Annotated in this window: 15 protein-coding genes; 10 read left to right on the top strand and 5 right to left on the bottom strand. The window is 72.9% G+C overall.

Going from position 1 to position 19414, the window contains the following annotated elements; genetic code table 11:
- The first annotated feature begins 21 nt into the window (after positions 1-21).
- From AB0L06_RS31420 to AB0L06_RS31405, 4 genes are read left to right on the top strand one after another with little or no spacing between them, the layout of a single operon-like run.
- Positions 22-957 (top strand): hypothetical protein, encoded by a 936-nt coding sequence (locus AB0L06_RS31420; protein ID WP_500234752.1) that lies wholly within the window; start codon positions 22-24, stop codon positions 955-957.
- Positions 954-2141: a hypothetical protein gene (locus tag AB0L06_RS31415; protein WP_500234751.1), complete on the top strand. Its 1188-nt coding sequence runs from the start codon at positions 954-956 to the stop codon at positions 2139-2141. The genes AB0L06_RS31420 and AB0L06_RS31415 overlap by 4 nt, the downstream gene beginning before the upstream one ends.
- Positions 2138-3610, top strand: a complete 1473-nt coding sequence (locus AB0L06_RS31410; RefSeq protein ID WP_500234750.1) for a hypothetical protein — start codon at positions 2138-2140, stop codon at positions 3608-3610. The genes AB0L06_RS31415 and AB0L06_RS31410 overlap by 4 nt, the downstream gene beginning before the upstream one ends.
- A complete protein-coding gene (locus tag AB0L06_RS31405) occupies positions 3607-4926 on the top strand; it encodes an AAA domain-containing protein (RefSeq protein WP_500234749.1) in 1320 nt (439 codons plus the stop codon). Before AB0L06_RS31410 ends, AB0L06_RS31405 begins: the two co-directional genes overlap by 4 nt.
- A gap of 45 nt (positions 4927-4971) precedes the next feature.
- On the opposite strand, the gene AB0L06_RS31400 is transcribed toward AB0L06_RS31405, so the two are convergent.
- Positions 4972-5775 carry an ABC transporter ATP-binding protein gene (locus tag AB0L06_RS31400; protein WP_500234748.1) on the bottom strand — a complete coding sequence of 268 codons (804 nt, stop codon included), beginning with the start codon at positions 5773-5775 and terminating at the stop codon, positions 4972-4974.
- 290 nt (positions 5776-6065) lie between these two features.
- Here AB0L06_RS31400 and AB0L06_RS31395 point away from each other — a divergent pair, with 290 nt between their 5' ends.
- The 3 genes from AB0L06_RS31395 (at position 6066) to AB0L06_RS31385 (ending at position 7765) form a co-directional block, all read left to right on the top strand.
- Positions 6066-6581: a hypothetical protein gene (locus AB0L06_RS31395; protein ID WP_500234747.1), complete on the top strand. Its 516-nt coding sequence runs from the start codon at positions 6066-6068 to the stop codon at positions 6579-6581.
- 92 nt (positions 6582-6673) lie between these two features.
- Positions 6674-7384, top strand: a complete 711-nt coding sequence (locus AB0L06_RS31390; protein WP_500234746.1) for a hypothetical protein — start codon at positions 6674-6676, stop codon at positions 7382-7384.
- A gap of 165 nt (positions 7385-7549) precedes the next feature.
- Complete coding sequence (locus tag AB0L06_RS31385; RefSeq protein ID WP_500234745.1) at positions 7550-7765, top strand: hypothetical protein; 216 nt, start codon at positions 7550-7552, stop codon at positions 7763-7765.
- A 75-nt stretch (positions 7766-7840) separates the two neighbouring features.
- Here AB0L06_RS31385 and AB0L06_RS31380 read toward each other — a convergent pair whose 3' ends face one another.
- Positions 7841-9409 (bottom strand): chromosome segregation ATPase, encoded by a 1569-nt coding sequence (locus AB0L06_RS31380; RefSeq protein ID WP_500234744.1) that lies wholly within the window; start codon positions 9407-9409, stop codon positions 7841-7843.
- A 207-nt stretch (positions 9410-9616) separates the two neighbouring features.
- A complete protein-coding gene (locus tag AB0L06_RS31375) occupies positions 9617-10171 on the bottom strand; it encodes a GbsR/MarR family transcriptional regulator (protein WP_500234743.1) in 555 nt (184 codons plus the stop codon).
- A 119-nt stretch (positions 10172-10290) separates the two neighbouring features.
- Between AB0L06_RS31375 and AB0L06_RS31370 the strand changes: the two genes are divergently transcribed.
- Together AB0L06_RS31370 and AB0L06_RS31365 are read left to right on the top strand one after the other, a co-directional pair.
- Positions 10291-11244, top strand: coding sequence for an ABC transporter ATP-binding protein (locus tag AB0L06_RS31370; protein ID WP_500234742.1), 954 nt, complete (start codon positions 10291-10293; stop codon positions 11242-11244).
- Positions 11241-12839: an ABC transporter permease gene (locus AB0L06_RS31365; RefSeq protein ID WP_500234741.1), complete on the top strand. Its 1599-nt coding sequence runs from the start codon at positions 11241-11243 to the stop codon at positions 12837-12839. Before AB0L06_RS31370 ends, AB0L06_RS31365 begins: the two co-directional genes overlap by 4 nt.
- Before the next feature lie 61 nt (positions 12840-12900).
- On the opposite strand, the gene hrpA is transcribed toward AB0L06_RS31365, so the two are convergent.
- Positions 12901-16860, bottom strand: coding sequence for an ATP-dependent RNA helicase HrpA (gene hrpA / locus AB0L06_RS31360; RefSeq protein WP_500234740.1), 3960 nt, complete (start codon positions 16858-16860; stop codon positions 12901-12903).
- 191 nt (positions 16861-17051) lie between these two features.
- On the opposite strand from hrpA, the gene AB0L06_RS31355 reads away from it, so the two are divergent.
- Positions 17052-18497, top strand: a complete 1446-nt coding sequence (locus AB0L06_RS31355; RefSeq protein WP_500234739.1) for a serine/threonine-protein kinase — start codon at positions 17052-17054, stop codon at positions 18495-18497.
- A 4-nt stretch (positions 18498-18501) separates the two neighbouring features.
- Here AB0L06_RS31355 and AB0L06_RS31350 read toward each other — a convergent pair whose 3' ends face one another.
- Complete coding sequence (locus AB0L06_RS31350; RefSeq protein ID WP_500234738.1) at positions 18502-19410, bottom strand: SDR family oxidoreductase; 909 nt, start codon at positions 19408-19410, stop codon at positions 18502-18504.
- Positions 19411-19414 lie beyond the last annotated feature (4 nt).

The following is a 19414-nucleotide window of genomic DNA, read 5'->3' as shown; positions in this document are numbered from 1 at the left end:
AGTCGCGGTACGCTCTCCCGCATGTCCGGATCACCCGGCTCCTCCCCTGACGTGCTGGAGGAGCGCATCGCCGAGCTGCGTGCGGCCGTCCGCCGCGCGGCGGCCGGCGGCGACCGGGAGGCCGCGCGGAGCCTGCGCACCGAACTGCGCCGGGCCGAGCAGGCGTGGGACGAGGCCGTCCTCGGCGGTGATCCCGTCATGGACTCCCCCACACCCGCTCAAGCACGCAGAGATGTCGGTGGAGTCGCGCGGGGGCTGGTGCCGGTGCGGGAGCAGGTCCATCAGGCTCTGACGCTGCTGGGCGTGCCCGCCGCGCCGAAGCTGATCGGCGCCGTCCACGGGGCGTTCTTTCCGGGAGAGATCCCGGCGACGCGGCTGACGAGCCTGCGGCGGGACGAGGAGCGGTCGTTCCGGTCCGCGCCGTATGCGCGTCCGTACTACCTGTGCGCGGCCTTGACCGCCGACCTGCTGGCCCCCGCGCGCGGGTTGCTGACGGTGAGCACGTGGCCGCTGCGGCAGCGCATCGTCGGTCCGCTCAGCGCCCGGGTGGACTTCCTCACGGCGGCGATCCGGGTGGCGGAACGCGCGAAAGGCACCGATACCGGACGGGACGCGGGCGTCCAGCGGCTGCTGTGGCGGTTCGCCGCCACCATTCCGGGGGCGACGGGCGGTACCGTCGGGACGGACGGTGCGGTGGAGCCGGCCGTGGTCGCCGAGGCGGCGCGGGCGGAGCTGGCCGTGCACCGCGACGCCGACGGGCGGGACCGCGCGGCGGCGGCGCGGCGCGCGGCGGACGCGCTGGACGACGCGTCACTGCTGTTCGGCGGCGGGCTGCGCGTCCTCCCCCGCCGGACGGCCACCGGCGACGGCCCCGGCGCGGGCCTGGGCACCGGCGACAACACGACCACAGGCGCGGGCGAGAGCCCGGGCGACACGACGAACCGGCGACGGCGATGAGCAGAGACGACGACCACACGGCGACCGACCTGTCCCACCTGCGCGGCGGCGAGACCGCCCGCAACCACGACGCCCGGACGATAGCGGCGCTGACCGCGAACCCGGGCTGCGCGCGGCGCGGGGTGATGGACGCCGCCGCGGTGGACAAGGACGCGGTCGCCCGGCATCTGGGGTTCGGCGCCCCGTTCGGGCAGTCGCAGTTCGCGATCACGCGCGGGAACGCCTTCGAGGCGCAGGTGAAGGCGGACGGCTGCGCCGAGCTGCTGGCGCTGCTGCGCGACGGGCTCGGGCTGGACATCCCTGAGGTCGCCTACGACGACCTGGAGTCGGTCGGCACCGAGAGCCGCGAGGTGCGGCACACCCGCACCCGGCACCTGATGGCGCGCGCCCTGGAGTCGGGCGAGGGCACGATGTTCGACCATCCGCTGCTGCGGCTGGACATCGCCGGGCAGCGCGCCTACCTGGAGCCGGACGTGATCGCGTTCCAGCTCGGGGGCCGGTTCCACGTCGTGGAGGTCAAGTCGTTCGCGGTCGTGGACGGGCAGGCCGAGCCGGAGCAGGTCGCGGCGGCGGCCCGGCAGTCGGCGGTGTACGTGCTGGCGCTGCGCGAGCTGGTCGCCGATCTCGGGCACGACCCGGAACGGGTGTCGCACGAGGTGTTCCTGGTGTGCCCGGAGAACTTCTCGAACCGGCCGACGGCCACGCCCGTGGACGTCCGGCCGCAGCTCGCGGTGGTGCGGCGGCAGCTCGCGCGGCTCACCCGCGCCGAGGACATCGCGCGCGACATGCCGGACGGGTTGACGTTCGCGCTCGACGACGCCCTGCCCGAGGCGGTGCGCTCGGTGGAGGCCCGGTACGCGCCCGAATGCATGTCGAGCTGCGAGATGGCGCTGTTCTGCCGGGACGAGGCACGTGCCTGTGGGGCCACGGGGACGCTCGGACGGTCCGTCCGGGATGAACTCGGCGGTGTGGACAGCGTCGTGACGGCGCTCGACCTCGCGCGGGGCGTCCGGGAGCCGTCGGAGGACATGGCCGAGACGGCCGAGCAGCTGCGCGTCGCCGCCCGGCTGCGCCATGAGGCGCTCGCGGCGGCTCCGGCTCCGGCCGTCCCGGCGCGTGACGCCGCGGCGCCGCTGGTCGGCGTCCCGGCGCACGGCGCCGGCGTTCTGGAGCGGACGGCGTGAGCACGCTCACCGCCCTCGCCCAGCTGGAGGCCATCGCGTCCGGGCGGGCGCAGCCGGTCGCGACCGTCCGGCACTGCCACCTCAGCGAGACGCCGCTGGTGATGATCCCGCTGAAGCTGGCGGGTGAGGCGGCGGCGCCGCTGGCGACGATGCTCGGCACCGACCGGAACGCTCCGACGCTGCTGGTCGTCCCGCAGCCGCGCAACCGGGACCTGCGGTTCGGGTACGCGGCGGAGCTGGCGAAGGCCGTCGTCGAGCACGTCGAGGCGGAGCGCGGCGCGACCGAGACGCTCGAGCCGTCCAAGGACGGCGAGGAGCGGTTCCGGTACGAGCGCGCGCCGCAGATCATCGTGCCGAACCGGGGCAGCGTGGGGTTCCTGCGGCTGCTGGGGCGGTCCACACGGTTCCGGAGCACCGAGGGCCCGTGGGCCGTCGATCCGGCCGTCCCGATGCTGGGCCGCTGGCTGACCTGGTTCGCCGACCGGAACGACCGTCCGGGGTCGTCGGTGCTGCTGACGCTGACCGAGACGCTGCGGCTGCACTGGGCGACCGGGCAGAGCTCGCTGGAGGACGGCAACCTCGCCGCGCTGATGGGCTGGATCGATCCGCCCGAGGGCATGGACGGGCCGTCCGCCGCCGCGCGCGCCGAGGATCCGGTGGTGAGCCCGCCCGCCGGTCCGGCGACCGACCCGACGTTCGACAACGAGGTGCTCGCCCCGGCGATCGCGGCGTTCGACGAGAGCGGCGGGGAGCCGCGCGCCGAGGAGCGGATCCGGGCGGCCGTCGCCTCGCAGCTCATCCCGACCTGGGACCTGGCCTGGCGCGCGCTGGACCTGCTGCGCGCCCTGCCCGAGGGCGCGAGCGTGCCGAAGCGCTGGGAGCGGGACCGCGACTCCTTCACCTACTTCCACCGCGAGTTCGCGGAGAGTCCGCCGCAGGCGAAGCTGGACGACGCGGTCCGCGCGGCGCGCCGCCTGCACGATCTGGAGCGTTCGCAGGAGTCCTACGAGGCGCAGCGCGCGTTCGACGATCCGCTGGTGATGGCCGAGCAGCGGCTCGCGGGCCAGGCGTTCGGCGGCATGGTCACCGAGTCCGAGCCGACCCGGCTGGACGAGTCGGGCAAGCGGCCGAAGCTGCGTCCGTACGTGCGGATCCGCACCGAGGACCCGGTCCGGCTCGACGAGGGCGCGACGGTCGTGAACGCCGCCCGTCCGGGGCTCAAGGGCAGGGTCGTGGAGATCGACGGTCAGGACGTCCTGCTCGAGCTGACCGGTGGGATGGGGCGCAAGCAGACTCCGGAGCCGGGCGTGGTGCCCGAGCCGGGGCAGCGGGTCGTGTTCACGTCCCGGACGGCCGACTCGTGGGGCGCGTCGAAGTTCCCCGAACGCGAGGACACCCCGTGGACGCACGGCGGGCCGCCCGCCGAGTACGAGCCGGCCGACGAGGACGCGACGGAGGTGTGGTCATGAGCGCCGCGGTGACCAGCCCGGCGGTGGAGGCGAACCGGGTCGTCGAGGCCGTCCTGGCCGATCTGGCGAAGGACCATCGCGGCGTCGTGGTGGACTCGCCGCCCGGCGCGGGCAAGTCGACGCTGGTCGTGCGGGCCGCCGCGCACCTGGCCCGCGCGGGCGAGCGGCTGATGATCGTGGCGCAGACGAACGAGCAGGTGGACGACCTGATCGATCGGATCGCCGAGGAGCACCCGGACCTGACGATCGGGCGGTTGTCGGCGGCGGGGTACGTGGCGTCCGAGCGTGTGACGGCGCACGCGGCGGTGCGGGTCGCGCTGAAGGCCGACGACATCGCCGACCGGACGATCGTGATCGCGACGGCCGCCAAGTGGGCGACGCTGACCGACGGGTCGTGGCCGTGGGCGATCGTGGACGAGGCGTACCAGATGCGCTCGGACATGCTGCTGCGCATCGCGGGCCGGTTCGAGCGGGCGCTGTTCGTGGGCGATCCGGGCCAGCTCGACCCGTTCTCCACGGTCGAGGTCGAGCGCTGGGCGGGCCTGTCCTGGGATCCGATGCGCAGCGCCGTGTCCGTCCTGCTCGCGCACAATCCGGAGCTTCCGGTGCACCGGCTGCCGGTGTCGTGGCGGCTTCCGGCGTCGGCGGCGCCGGTGGTGTCGCAGGCGTTCTACCCGTTCACCGGGTTCCGGTCGGGCACCGGCCCGCAGGACCGGCGGCTCGAGCTGGGCGCGGGCGGGATGGGCACGTCCTACGACCGCGCCGTCGAGGAGGCCGCGGCGTCCGGATGGGCGCTGTACGAGCTGCCCGCGCGGCACACGCTGCGCACGGACTCCGAGGCCGTCCAGGCGACGGCGGCGCTGGCCGTCCGGATGCTGCAGCGCGGCCCGGTGGCGCACTCCGAGCGCGGTGAGGCCCCGGTCGGGGCGGACCGGATCGCGGTCGGCGCGGCGCACCGCGACCAGGTCGCCGCGATCCGCCTCGCGCTCGGCCCGTACGCCGACGGCATCACCGTCGACACCGCCAACCGGTTGCAGGGCCGCGAGTACGACGTGACGGTGGTGCTGCACCCGCTGTCCGGACGGCGGGACGCGACCGCGTTCCACCTGGAGTCGGGGCGGCTGTGCGTGCTGGCGTCCCGGCACCGGCACGCGTGCCTGGTCGTCGCGCGCGCGGGCATCCCGGAGCTGCTGGACGCGCATCCGTCGGCGGAGCCGGTGCGGCTGGGCGTCCCGGTGAAGTTCCCGGACGGCTGGGAGGCGAACCAGGCGGTGCTCGCCCGGCTCGGGGAGCACCGCGTCCGCGCGGACGCCTGACCTGCTTCGCCGCGCCCGGCCCGTTTCGCCGGCCGCCGACCTGTTTCAGCGACCCGCGGTGGCCGCCCAGCGCCCGTTCGCGCGGGTGATCGTGACGGGATGGTCGAAGCAGGCGCTGACCAGCTCGGTCGTGAGCACCTCGTCGGCCGGGCCGGACGCCAGCACCGTGCCCTCGCGCAGCAGCATCGCGTGGCTGGTGGAGGCCGGCAGTTCCTCCAGGTGGTGCGTGACCAGCACGGTCGTGAGGTCCGGGCGGTTCTCGCGCAGGACGTCGATCGCGGTGAGCAGGCGTTCGCGGGCGGCGAGGTCGAGGCCGGTGGCGGGCTCGTCGAGCAGGAGCAGCGGCGGGTCCGGCATCAGCGCGCGGGCGATCAGCGTGCGGCCGCGTTCGCCCTGGGACAGGTTCGGCCAGCGGGCGTCGGCGCGGGGCGTGAGGCCCATGAGCGCGATCAGCTCGTCCGCGCGGGTCAGCTCGGCCTCTGAAGGGGTCCAGCGCGGGACGAGTTCGATGGTGCCGGTCGCGCCGGTGAGAACGATCTCCCGGACGGTCCGCGCCGACTCCAGGGGATGCCTGGGGTTGACCTGCCCTATACGCGCCCTTAGGTCGTGCACGTTCACCCGGCCGAGGCGGTGGCCGAGGATCTCGGCGGTGCCGCGCGTGGGGTGGGTGTAGGCGCCGAGGATGCCGAGCAGAGTGCTCTTGCCCGCGCCGTTCGGGCCGATCAGCGCCCAGTGCTCGCCGGTCAGGACGGTCATCGAGACCCGGTCGAGCAGCGTCCGGCCGGAGCGGACGAGTTCGATCTTGTCGGCGTTCAGGACGGCGTCGCGGGCGACGGGGACGAGGGGCACGGGCTACCTCCGGAGTTCGTGCTCCGCGGCGCGTGGACGGGCGCGATCGGCCACGAGGTGGGGGCTGAGGGGCACGAGACGGGGCGCGGCGCGTGGGCTGCGTGCGGAAACGGGGCCCTGCCGGGATCGCCGGGGCGCGGGCAGCACCGGAGACCCACGGTATCGGACGGCCCGCGGGCCCCTGGGCAACAGGGCCGAATCCGGGCAAGATCGAATCGTGTGGGGCAGGTACGCGGGCGGCCCGCTTCCGGATACTGTGAGATCGGTGCCTCAGCGATCAGGGGGAAGGCATGGAGGAGATCGGCTTCATGTGCGCCCGGTGCGGTGGGGAGGTGCACGACGTCACCCACAACCGCGAGGGCGCGCTCGACACCGTGGGCTACCGCCACAACCGCCGCGTGGAGCCCTGGGACCACGCGCTCGAACTGGCCGTCGGAACACCCGCCGACGCCGATCCGACCTGCGATTTCTGCGCCGCCCCGGACCCCAGCTGGCTCTACTACCCCACGCTCGACCCCGAGGCCACCGACATGTTCGAGGTCGAGCTCGACACCACCGACCTGTCCGACGACGACACCGCCGTCGCGGTGCTGAACATGCTGTACCCGTGGTTCGCCTGCGACACCTGCTCGGTCATGGTCGCCGACCGCAACATCGAACTGCTGATAGAGCGTGCGCTGGAGCGCCGTCCGGTCCCCGAGGGCGGTCCCGTGGACGAGGAGACGGTGCGCGCGCGGCTCAACGGGTCGCTTTCGGTGTTCTTCTCGACCCGTCCGGGACGTCCGCAGCCGTCCCGCGCGATCTGAGCCTTCTAGGTGTTTTGACCGAATTCTTAGTCTTTGGTAACCCTCGCTAGGATTCGACCATTCCATTCGATCTCGCGCGCGGGGGTTCCCACATGCTGGTGGAGGCTCGGTTCCACGGTCCGGACAATTCGGGCAACGGCGGCTATGTCGCCGGACTCCTGGCCGCCGAGGTCGCCCCCGCGGCCGCGCCCGAGGCGGTGCGGGTCGCGCTGCGCCTGCCGCCGCCGCTGGAGACCCCGCTGCGCGTGGCCGACGAGGACGGCGCCCGCGGCCACGTGACGCTCCGGGACGGAGACCGCCTGGTCGCCGAGGCCCGCGCGGACGTCTTCTCCTCCGACCCCGTCCCGGCGGTCGCGCCGGACGTCGCGGCCCGGGCCGCCGAGAAGTTCAACGCGGGCGGCGACCACCCGTTCCCCGGCTGCTTCGTGTGCGGGCCCGACCGCGCGCCCGGTGACGGCATGCGCCTCGCGCCCGGCCCGGTGGACGGGGTCGACGGCACGGTCGCCTGCCCCTGGACGCCGTGGGACGCCCCGACGTCCGCGCTCGTGTGGGCCGCGCTCGACTGCCCCGGCGGCTGGGCGTTCGACCCGGCGGGCAGCCGCCCCGCCGTCCTCGGCACCATGACCGCGCACGTGCACGAGCTGCCCGAGGAGGGCGAGCCGTGCGTGGCGGTGGGCTTCGCGCGGCGCCGGGAGGGCCGCAAGATGTTCGCGGGCAGCGCGGTCTACGGCGCGGACGGCCGGCTCATCGGCCGGGCCGAGCAGATCTGGATCGAGGTCGATCCCGAGCGCTTCCGCGGATAGCACCTCCCGGAACGGGGGGAATTCTCCCTGGCGAGACCCATGATCCGGAGTCGGACACGATGCCCGCCCGACGGATCGATTTCGGAAATGTGTCGCGCGGCACGGTTCGGGGCGGGGACAATCGCGTTGAATCTGAGCATCTGTGGCCAACGGAGGTCGGGCCCGATGACCGGAAACGCAGTCCTCATCCTCGCCGTGGCGGGACTCGCCGTCTACATGGGGATGACCTGGGAGCGCGCTCGGCGCGCCATGTTCGACGTCAGGCAGAGCAGGCGGCGGGTGACCAACCTGCGCGTCGCCGCCAGCAGGGAACGCGGGCACGCCATCTGGATCGTGGCGTGCACGGTGCTGGTGCTCGTCCTGATCGTCCGCTATCTGTAACGGAAACGACCGGTGCCGGGTGTTCACACCCGGCACCGGTCTTCGTTTTCGTCCGCCCGCGATGGGCGGTGCGGATCACGGCTTGTGGAAGAGCGGGTCCTCGCGGTCGTCAGGGCCGCGGCGGTGGCCGTTCAGCCCGTTGCCGTTGCCGGTCACGCCCGCGCTGCCCACGTAGGGCGTGCCGCCGGTGATGGAGGACGGGATGCCGACCGGGCCGGGCACCGGGGCCGCCATGGGCACGGCGTCCGCCTGCGGGTAGCCGCCGTTGGGCTCGGGCGGCGGCGGGTAGCCGCCGCTGTTCTGGTCGGCCGGCGGGTAGCCGTTGGACGGCTCGCCGGGCGGGTAGATGCCGCCGCCGTTCGCCGGAGGGACGGGAGGCATGCTCTCCGGGTAGGCCGGCGCGTCCGGCATGACAGGGGCGCCCGTCGCGTTCGGCGAGGGGCCCGCGGGCGGGCGGCCGGCGGGCAGGTTCGACGACAGCGTGTTGTGCGTGAACTGGTCTATCTGGCGGCGCGCCCGGTCGGCCTCGGCGCGCGCGGCGTCGCGTTCCTCGGCGAGCGCGGAGAGCGCGGCCTGCTGCTCGGCGACCGACTGCGACAGCTGCCGGACCTGCAGCGAGTGCTCGTTCAGCTTGCCGAGCAGGTCGTCGCGTTCGGCGAGAGCCTGGCTCGCCTGCTCGCGCACCGCGTCGCGCTCCTTCACCGCGTCCTCGGCGAGGGCCTTGGCGCGGACGGTCTCGGCCTCGGCCTCCGACTGCGCGCGCTGCGCGGCGGTGCGCTCGGCCTCGGCCTTGCTCGCGGACTGCATCGCGCGCTGGCGCTGCGCCTCGGTGTCGCGCATGGAGTTGCGCAGGTCCTCGGCGCCCTGCTTGGCGACGGCGGCCTCGACGCGCTGCTTCTCGGCGGCGCCCTCGGCCTCGGCGACCTTGGCGTGCTGGGCGACCAGGTCGGCGCGGGTGCTCTCGAGCGCGGCGAGCAGCTCGGTCTCGCGGGCGGCGATCCGGTCGCGCTCGCTCTCGGCGGCGAGCTTGGCGGTGACCGCCTGCTGGGCGATCTCGTGCGCCTCCTCCCACGCCTTCTGGGCGGCGTCCCGCTTGGCGGTGGCCTTCTTGGCCTCGTCGCGGGCCCGGGTGGCGTCCTTGTCGGCGGCGTCGGCGCGCTGCCGCGCGTGGTCGGACTCGTTCCGGGCGTCGTCGGCGCGGCGCTGCGAGGCGTCCCGCTCGCTCTGCGCGACGGACAGTTCGCGCGCGGCCTCGGCGCGCACCTCGGCGATGCGGCGTTCCACGCCGGCGACGCTCAGCTCGGCGCTCAGCGATCCGGCCAGCGCGTCGGCGGCCTGCTCGAGACGCTCGACCATCTCCCAGGTGGCCGCGACCTGGCCGGTGAGTCCGGGGGCGTCCCGGACGCGCTCGCGGCGCTCGCGCGCCTCGCGGATGCAGGCGCCCTCGTTGTCCGGGCAGTAGCGGATGGCGCGAGCGGCGCCGACCGGCTGCGGGACGGGACGTCCGCAGTTGGCGCACGGCCAGACCGTGACGGGGTCTCCCAGCCTGGCGACCTCGCCGCCCTCGGCGGTCCGGGCCACGGCGTCGCCGGAGGTCCCCCGCTCCGGAACACCCGAGTTGTCGCGCTCGTCACTGTTAGGCATGAGATGAACTTTACGCACTTCGGAGGGTGTCCGCAGGGGACTGGCGGGACGTGTGGGGACCACCACCCTCGAACGATCACCGATGGTGACGCGTTCGTGACCTCACCACCGGACAGAACCGCTTTGTCAGCTTCTGATGACGGCGAATGCTCACCAAGTGAGCATTCGCCACTGAATCAGCGGGCGATGTCCGGACGCCTTCGGACGTCAGGCGCCCGAAGGCCGAGCGTCCGCCTTGTCCGGTGTCGGCTCTGCGGCGGTCCGCAGGTCCTCACGGTGTGCGATCCAGCGCTCCATGACGGTGTCGAACTCGCGGCGGATGAACTCGAAGAACTCCGCGGACTCGGTGAGGCGCACTCCGGCCGGGGTGCGCGGGCCCAGCAGGTCGGCCCCCTCCAGCAGGCCCGCCGCCCACTTGCTGAGGGCGGCGTCGCGGCTGCTGAGGGCTCCCTGCCACGCGTCGTTCTCCACCCGGTAAAGGTCGCGGCGGGTGCCGGGATCGCGCTCGCGGGAGACCAGGTCGATCTGGGTCAGGTAGCGCACCGCGCCGGACACCGCCGCCGGGCTGATCCGCAGCTCGTCGCTCAACTCGGCAGCGGTGAGCGCACCACTGTCGGTGGCCAGCAGCGCGACGAAGACGCGTGCGGCCATGCGTGGCCACCCGGTATCGGCGAGAGACGACGCGAACCGCTCCACGAAGCGGAGCACGGCCTCCTCGTCACGTCCGGAACGCGTCCCGTCCGGCGCCTGCTCGTCGGCCACCCGGCATCAACTCCCCCACTCGAACACCCATCCGGTCGGTGGCGACCGGGGCTACGACACGCCAGTTTAGCGTATTCATTATGTTCACGAAATCGTGAATCTCGTGTAGATTGTGAATCATGAACGAGGTCATTTCCGTCTCCGGCCTGGTGAAGACCTTCGGCCGGACGCGCGCCCTCGACGGGCTCGACCTGACCGTGCGCCCCGGCGAGGTCCACGGCTTCCTCGGCCCGAACGGCGCCGGGAAGTCCACCACCATCCGCGTCCTGCTCGGCCTGCTGCGCGCCGACGCCGGGACCTCCCGACTGCTCGGCGGCGACCCGTGGCGCGACGCGACCACGCTGCACCGCAGGCTGGCCTACGTCCCGGGCGACGTCACCCTGTGGCCGAACCTCTCCGGAGGGGAGGTGATCGACCTGCTCGGACGGCTCCGCGGCGGCCTCGACCCGCGGCGGCGCGACGAGCTGCTCGAACGGTTCGAGCTCGACCCGAAGAAGAAGGGCCGCGCCTACTCCAAGGGCAACCGGCAGAAGGTCGCGCTCGTCGCGGCGCTCGCCTCGGACGCCGAACTGCTGATCCTGGACGAGCCGACCTCCGGCCTCGACCCGCTGATGGAGGAGGTCTTCCAGGAGTACATCCGCGCCGAGCGCGGCAGCGGACGCACCGTCCTGCTGTCGAGCCACATCCTCAGCGAGGTCGAGTCGCTCTGCGACCGGGTCACCATCATCCGCAAGGGCCGCACGGTCGAGACCGGGACGCTGAGCGAGCTGCGGCACCTCACCCGCACCTCGATCCGCGCCGAGCTCGCCGGCCCCCCGCACGGCCTGGCCGACCTGCCCGGGGTCCACGACCCCGACTTCAAGGACGGCATCTTCAAGTGCGAGGTCGAGACCGCGCAGCTGGACGGCCTGCTGCGCCGGCTCACCGAGATCGGCGTGCGCGGGCTGACCAGCCAGCCGCCGACGCTCGAGGAGCTGTTCCTCCGCCACTACCAGGACGACCTGAACGGGAACGGGAAGGCCGTGTCCGGCGGGTCGTCCGGCGGGAACGACGCGAAGGCGGGATCGCGATGACCGCGCTCGCCGGCACCGGCGCGCTGACCCGGCTCGCGCTCCGCCGCGACCGGATCATGATGCCGGTCTGGCTCTACGTGATCGTCATCATGGCGGCGTCGACGGCGGCGTCCACCAAGGGCCTCTACCCCGACCTCGCGTCCCGGGCGGAACTGGCGTCCAACACCAACGACACCCCGGCGCTGGTCGCGCTGTACGGGCGGGTCTACGACCCGACCTCCCTCGGCGCGGTGTCGATGCTCAAGCTCAACGTGCTGTGCGCGATCGCGGCCGCCGCGATGTCGATCATGCTGGTCGTCCGGCACACCCGGGCCGACGAGGAGAGCGGGCGGCTGGAGCTGGTCGGCGCGACCGCGGTCGGCCGCCGCGCGCCGCTGACCTCGGCGCTGACGGTCGTGCTGTCGGCGAACCTGGCGGTCGCCGTGCTGTGCGCGCTCGGCCTCACCATCGCCGGGCTGCCCGCCTCGGGCTCGGCCGCCGCCGGAGTGGCGTGGGGCGGCGTCGGGGTGACGTTCGGCGCGATCGCGGCCGTCATCGCGCAGCTCACCACGCACGCGCGCACCGCGACCGGCTACTCGTTCGCGGCGCTCGGCGCGTTCTACCTGATCCGGGCGCTGGGCGACGCGTCCGGCAGCGGCGGCCCGCGCTGGCTGTCCTGGCTGTCCCCGATCGGCTGGGGCCAGCAGTTCCGCCCATACGCGGGGAACCGCTGGTGGGTGCTCCTGATCATGGTCGCGTTCGCCGCGGTCATGACGGTCGCGGCGTACTCGCTGGTGTCCCGGCGCGACCTGGGCGCGGGCCTCCTGCCCGACCGGGAGGGCCCGGTCACCGCGGCCCCGCGGCTGCGCGGCGCGATCTCGCTGTGGTGGCGGCTCCAGCGCGGGTCGCTGCTCGGCTGGGCCATCGCGTTCCTGGTGCTGGGCGCGGTGCTCGGCGGCATCGCGTCCAATGTGGGGAACATGGCCAGCAGCCAGCAGGCGCACGACCTCATCACCAAGCTCGGCGGGGAGAAGGGCATCACCGACGCCTTCCTCGCGACCGACATGGTGTTCGCCTCGATCTTCGCGGCCGCGTTCGGCGTGCAGGCGGTCGGACGGCTGCGGGGCGAGGAGACCGGCCAGCGCACCGAGCCGGTGCTCGCGACCGGGGTGAGCCGGTGGCGCTGGGCCGCCGGGCCGGTGCTGATCGCGTTGCTGGGCGGAGTGCTCCTGCTGCTGATCACCGGTGTGGTCGGCGGCGCGGTCTACGCGGTGCAGAGCGGCGACGGCGCGCAGTTCGGACGGCTCGTCGGCGCGTCCCTGGTGCAGATCCCGGCGGCGTGGGTCGTGGTCGGCGTGGTCGTCCTCGGATACGGGCTGCTGCCCCGGCTCGCCGCGCTCGGCTGGGCCGTGCTGGTGGTGTTCCTGCTGCTCGGCGAGATGGGGCCGCTGCTGAAGCTGCCGCGGTGGGTCATGGACATCTCGCCGTTCGCGCACACGCCGAAGCTGCCGGGCACGACCTGGTCGGTCACCCCCCTGCTGGTGATGCTGGCGATCGCGGCGGTCCTCGTCGGGGCCGGTCTGTGGGCCTTCCGGCGGCGCGACATCACGTCCTGATTCCACGACGAAGGAAGGCGGCGGTGGCCTCGGGCCACCGCCGCCTTCGTGTCGTGCGCGCCTACGGCTGGATCTGGGCCATGGCCTTGCGGATGCGCTTGTCGGACACCGGGAAGCGGGTGCCGAGCTGCTGCGCGAACAGGCTCACCCGGTACTCCTCCAGCATCCAGCCGATCTGCGTGACGGCGTCGTCCTCGCGGCGGCCGGGCGGAAGGCGTCGCAGCAGGTTGTCGTACTCCTGCTGGAGCACCTGCACCTGGTTGGCGAGCATGCGGTCGCGTCCGGGGTTCTCCGGCAGCTTGTCCACCCGCACCTGCATGGCCCGGACGTAGCGGAGCAGGTCCGGCAGGCGCTGCGCACCCGTCGCCGTCACGAAGCCCGGCCCGACCAGCGCCGCGAGGCGGTCGCGGATCTCGGTGAGCGCGTGGACGAGCGTGAGGCTGGTGCTGCCGCGCATGCCCCGGTCGAGCTGGTGCGTGGCGGCGAGGATGCGTTCGACCTGGCCCACGATCGCGGCGGTCGTGTCGTACAGGTCGGCCCGGACGAGGTCGTAGAGGCGCGTGTAGCCCGCCTCGTCCCAGGCCGGTCCCCCGGCGTCGGCCATGAGCTTGTCGACGGCCGCGGAGACGCAGTCGTCGAACAGCTTGGGCACCGAACCGTGCGGGTTGTGGCTGAGCGCGAGCTTGGCCTGGTTGCCGAGGCGTCCCTGGATCTGTTTGGCCGGGGACTGCACGTTCAGCAGGATCATCCGGCGTGTGCCGTTCCACATGGCGCGGCGCTGCTCGGCCTCGGTCTCGTACATCCGGACGGCCGTGCTCTCGCCCTCGTCGGTGAGCGCGGGGAACGCCTTGACCTCGTACCCGGCCTGCTTGCGCTCGTAGGTGCGGGGCAGTTCGCCGAGTGTCCAGGACGTCAGGCCGTCCTTTTCAATGCCCTCCTTGGACGCGGCCTTGGACAGCGTGCCGCGCACCTTGACGGCGAGCTTCCGCTTGAGCGCGTCGAGGTCGGTGGACTCCTCGATGGTGCGCCTGCGCTCGTCCACGACGCGGAACGTCATGCGCAGGTGGGCGGGCAGGCGCGACAGGTCCCACGCCTCGTGGGCGACCGGGACGGACGTCAGCTGCGTCAGCTCGCGCTCCAGGGCGTCCAGCAGCGGCTCGGTGCGCGGCGAGACCCGCTCCAGGACGCGCCGGGCGAAGTCGGGCGCCGGGACGAAGTTGACCCGCAGCTGCTTGGGCAGCGAACGGATCAGCTCGGTCACCAGCTCGCGGCGCAGCCCCGGGACCTGCCAGTCGAAGCCGTCCGACTTGACCTGGTTCAGGATCTGCACCGGCACGTGGACGGTCACGCCGTCGGCGTCGGTGCCGGGTTCGAACTGGTAGGTCAGCCTCAGCCGCAGCGGGCCCTGCTGCCAGTGGTCGGGGTAGTCCGCCTCGGTGACCTGGTCGGCGGTCTTGTTGATGAGCATCGACTTCTCGAAGCCGAGACGGTCGGGCTCGGTGTGGCGGGCCTTCTTCCACCAGGTGTCGAAGTGGCGCCCGGACACGACGTCCTCGGGGACGCGCTCGTCGTAGAAGTCGAACAGCGTCTCGTCGTCCACGAGGATGTCGCGGCGGCGGGCGCGGTGCTCCAGCTCCTCGACCTCCTCGAGCAGGGCGCGGTTCTCGTGGAAGAACTTGTGGTGGGTCTCCCAGTCGCCCTCGACCAGCGCGTGCCGGATGAACAGCTCGCGTGACAGCTCGGGGTCGATGCGCCCGTAGTTGACGTTCCGCTGCGCGACGATCGGCACCCCGTACAGGGTGACCTTCTCGTACGCCATGACGGCCGCCTGCTTCTTCGACCAGTGCGGCTCGCTGTACTGCCGTTTGACCAGGTGCCCGGCGAGCGGCTCGATCCACTCGGGCTCGATCCTGGCGTTGACCCGCGCCCACAGCCGGGACGTCTCGACCAGCTCGGCCGACATGACCCAGCGCGGCGGCTTCTTGAACAGCGACGACCCGGGGAAGATCGCGAACTTGGCGTTCCGGGCGCCGAGGTACTCCTGCTGGCCGCGGCGGCGCGGACCGCCCTCGTCCTTCTTGTCGATGTCCTGCAGCCCGATGTGGGAGAGGAGACCGGCCAGGAGGGAGACGTGGATGCGCTCGGGGGCGGCGTCGGTGGTGTTCATGGTGACGCCGAGGGTCTTGGCGACCTGCTTGAGCTGGGTGTGCAGGTCCTGCCACTCGCGGATGCGCAGGAAGTGCAGGAAGTCGTTCTTGCAGGTGCGGCGGAACGCGCTGCCCGACAGCTCCCTCTGCTGCTCGCGCAGGTGGTTCCAGAGGTTCAGGTAGGCCAGGAAGTCCGACGTCGGGTCGGCGAACCGGCGGTGCTTCTCGTCGGCGGCCTGCTGGTGCTCGGCGGGACGCTCGCGCGGGTCCTGGATCGACAGGGCCGCGGCGATGATCAGCACCTCGCGGACGCAGCCGTTCTTGTCGGCCTCCAGGACCATCCGGCCGAGGCGCGGGTCCACGGGCAGCTGGGCGAGGCGGCGGCCGAGGACGGTGAGGCGCTTCTTCGGGTCCTTCTCGTCCGGGTCGATCGCGCCGAGCTCGTGCAGCAGGTCGACGCCGGCCTTGACGTTGCGGCGGTCCGGCGGCTCCACGAACGGGAACGCGGCGATGTCGCCGAGGCCGAGCGCGGTCATCTGCAGGATGACCGAGGCCAGGTTGGTGCGGAGGATCTCCGGGTCGGTGAACTCGGGGCGGGACTCGAAGTCCTCCTCGGAGTACAGCCGGATGCAGATGCCCTCCGACACTCGTCCGCAGCGGCCCTTGCGCTGGTTCGCCGACGCCTGCGACACCGGCTCGATCGGGAGGCGCTGCACCTTCAGCCGGTGGCTGTAGCGGGAGATGCGGGCGTTGCCCGGGTCCACGACGTACTTGATGCCGGGGACGGTCAGGGACGTCTCGGCCACGTTCGTCGCGAGGACGATCCGCCGTCCGCGATGGGACTGGAACACCCGGTGCTGCTCGGCCGACGACAGCCGCGCGTACAGCGGCAGCACCTCGTGATGGCCGCGCTTGTTCGCCAGATGCTTGGTGAGCGCGTCGGCGGTGTCGCGGATCTCGCGCTCGCCGGACAGGAACACCAGCACGTCGCCGGGGGCCTCGCGCTCCAGCTCGTCCACGGCGTCCACGATCGCCTGGACCTGGTCGCGGTCCGGATCGGCGGACGGGTCCTCGGGGTCGGCGACCGGCCGGTAGCGGACCTCGACGGGGTAGGTCCGGCCGGACACCTCCACGATCGGGGCGTCGTCGAAGTGCCGGGAGAACCGCTCGGGGTCGATGGTCGCCGAGGTGATGATCACCTTGAGATCGGGCCGCTTCGGCAGGATCTCCCGGAGGTACCCGAGCAGGAAGTCGATGTTGAGGCTGCGCTCGTGCGCCTCGTCGATGATCAGCGTGTCGTACTGGCGGAGCAGCCGGTCGGTCTGGATCTCGGCGAGCAGGATGCCGTCGGTCATCAGCTTGACCAGCGTGTCGTCGCTCGACCGGTCGGTGAACCGGATCTTGTACCCGACGGCCTGGCCCAGCTCGGTGCCGAGCTCCTCGGCGATGCGGTCGGCGACCGTGCGGGCGGCGAGCCGGCGCGGCTGGGTGTGGCCGATCGAGCCGAGCACGCCCCGGCCGAGCTCCAGGCAGATCTTGGGGAGCTGGGTGGTCTTGCCGGACCCGGTCTCACCCGCGACGATCACGACCTGGTGGTCGCGGATCGCGGCCGCGATGTCGTCCTTCTTCTGCGAGACCGGCAGCTCGGCGGGGTAGGTGACCGCCGGCACGACGGCACGACGGCGCTCGACCCGGCGGGCGGCGGCCTCGACCTCGGCGGCGATCTCGGTGGCCAGGCGGTCGCGCCGGTCGGCGTCCCGCATCTTGGCCGTGCCCTCGATCCGGCGGCGGAGCCTCTGCCGATCGCGCGGCATCAGCTCGGGCAGGCGCGCGCGCAAATCGGCGAGCGGCGAACTCACAGGCGTCGTCCTCATAATCGAACAGCAAGAATACGGACCGGGGGCACCGTAACCGTCCCGACCCCCGACGGCGAATCATTTTCCGGCCCGAGCAGGTGCAACGTCCACGCGGGCCGCCGCATTCCGGACGGGGACATAAGCCCGAAATCCGCCGTCATCGCCGAGGCCCTGCCATGGCGCGGGGGAATCGCTCATGATGAGGAGTCATGGAGACCCCTCCGTCGGCCGGTCGGTACCGGATCGACCGGCTCCTCGGTTCCGGCGCGTTCGCCATGGTCCACCTCGGCCACGACGCGGAGCTGAACTCGCCGGTGGCGATCAAGGTCCTGGCCGAGCACTGGGCCGACCGGGACGACGTCCGGGAGCGGTTCGTCCAGGAGGCGCGGCTGCTGCGCCGGGTGGACTCGCACCGGCTCGTCCAGGTGTTCGATATCGGCACGCTGGACGACGGCCGCCCCTACTTCGTGATGACCTACGCCGACCGGGGCACGGTCGAGGACCGGCTCGCGGCCGGGCCGCTGCCCGTCGGCGAGGCCCTGCGGCTCGCCCGCGAGGTCGCCCACGCCCTGGGCGACCTGCACGCGGCGGGCATCGTGCACCGGGACGTCAAACCCTCCAACGTCCTGCTGCACTCCGGACCGGGCCGGGACGAGCGGGTGATGATCTCCGATCTCGGCATCGCCCGGACCGGGGACCGGCTGTCCAGCCTCACCCTGCCCGCCGGGTCGCCCGGCTACATGGCGCCCGAGCAGGCCGTGATCGACGGCGCTCCGGACCACCGCGCCGACGTCTTCGGCCTCGGCGCGCTGACCTACCACCTGCTGACGGGCGAGCCGCCGCGCCTGGACCCGCCGCCGCCCGGCTCGCTGCGTCCGGGCGTCCCGCCGTCGGTGGACGCGGTGGTCCTGCGCGCCCTGGCCTCCGACCGGGACGAGCGCTGGCCGTCCGCCGTGGGCTTCGAGGAGGCGCTGTCCCGGACGACCAGCAAGATCGAGACCGATCCGCTGCCGGAGTCCCGCACCCGCCGCTTCGGGCGGCGCCGACGCCGCCGGATCCTGCTGGCCGCCGCCGCGCTCGCGGTGGCCGTGGCCGGCGGAACCGGGACGCTTCTGGCGGTGGGCGGCGGGGGCGAGCTCGGGCTGGCGCAGCACACCAGCGGGAACGTCTCGGGGCCGGACGATCCGGGCGGCCGGTGGCTGCGCACCGACCGGGGCATTCCGGCGCAGTACCGCAGCCTGATCGTCCGGGCGGGGACGTGGTGCCGGCTGAGGGGGCTCAGCCCGGCGCTCATCGCGGCGATGCTCAAGGTCGAGAGCGACTTCAACGCGAAGCTGGCCGACCCGGTGAAGGACGAGTACGGCATCGCCCGATGGACACCGCACGTGCTGACCGCCTGGCAGCCGGGCGGCCTGAACAACCCCGAGCCGCGCCCGTCCGCCATCACCCCGAACCTGTCCATCCCCGCTGTGGGCAGGTTCCTCTGCTACTGGGGAAAGGACCTCGCGAACGTCCCGGGCGATCCGTCCCTGAACCTCGCCGCCACCTACCGCACGTCCTCCAAACGCGTCGTCGCCGCCAAGGGCCCACCGGCCAAATACCACGACTACGTCACCCAGGTCGGCCGCTACCTCGCCTACTACCGCCCGTCCTGATCAGCTAGGAGGCGCCGTAGACGGGTTCGGGGGTGGGGGCTTGGGCCAGGAGGACGGTGACGGCTTCGCCGATTTCGGAGGGGTTCCAGCGGGAGCGCTTGTCGATGGACGGGCCGTGGCGGAAGGCGTCCATGACGCAGATGCGGCCGCCTTCGGTTTCGAAGACGCGGCCGGTGACGGCGCGGGACTCGGTGGAGCCCAGCCAGACGACCAGGGGTGACACGTTGTCGGGGGCCATGGCGTCGAACTCGCCTTCGGCGGGTCGGGCCATGGTCTGGGCGAAGACCTCTTCGGTCATGCGGGTGCGGGCGGCGGGGGCGATGGCGTTGACGGTCACGCCGTAGCGGGCGAGTTCGGCGGACGCGACGAGGGTGAGGCCGACGATGCCCGCCTTGGCGGCCGAGTAGTTGCCCTGGCCGACGCTGCCGAGCAGGCCCGCGCCGGACGAGGTGTTGATCACGCGGGCGTCGACGGGGTTCCCCGCCTTGCTCTGCGCGCGCCAGTGCAGGCCCGCGTGCTTCAGCGGCAGGAAGTGGCCCTTGAGGTGGACGCGGACGACGGCGTCCCACTCGTCCTCGGAGAGGTTGACCAGCATCCGGTCGCGGAGGAAGCCGGCGTTGTTGACCAGGACGTCCAGGCCGCCGAAGGTGTCGACGGCGAGGGCGACCAGGGCCTTCGCGCCGTCCTCGGTGGCGATGTCGTGGGGGCTGGCGACGGCCTGTCCGCCGAGCTTCTCGATCTCGGTCACCACGTCGCGGGCGGGGCCGGAGGCGGCGTCGCCGGTGCCGTCGCGGGCCACGCCGAGGTCGTTGACGACGACCTTCGCGCCCTGCCGGGCGAACTCCAGGGCGTGGGCGCGGCCGAGTCCGCGCCCGGCGCCGGTGACGATGACGACGCGGTCCTTGCAGATCATCGAG

Source organism: Spirillospora sp. NPDC052269 (assembly GCF_040679435.1).
In the GTDB taxonomy this organism is placed as follows: Bacteria; Actinomycetota; Actinomycetes; order Streptosporangiales; family Streptosporangiaceae; genus Spirillospora.
Note: the sequence above shows the minus strand (reverse complement) of the source record. Positions and strands in the feature narration are given on the sequence as shown.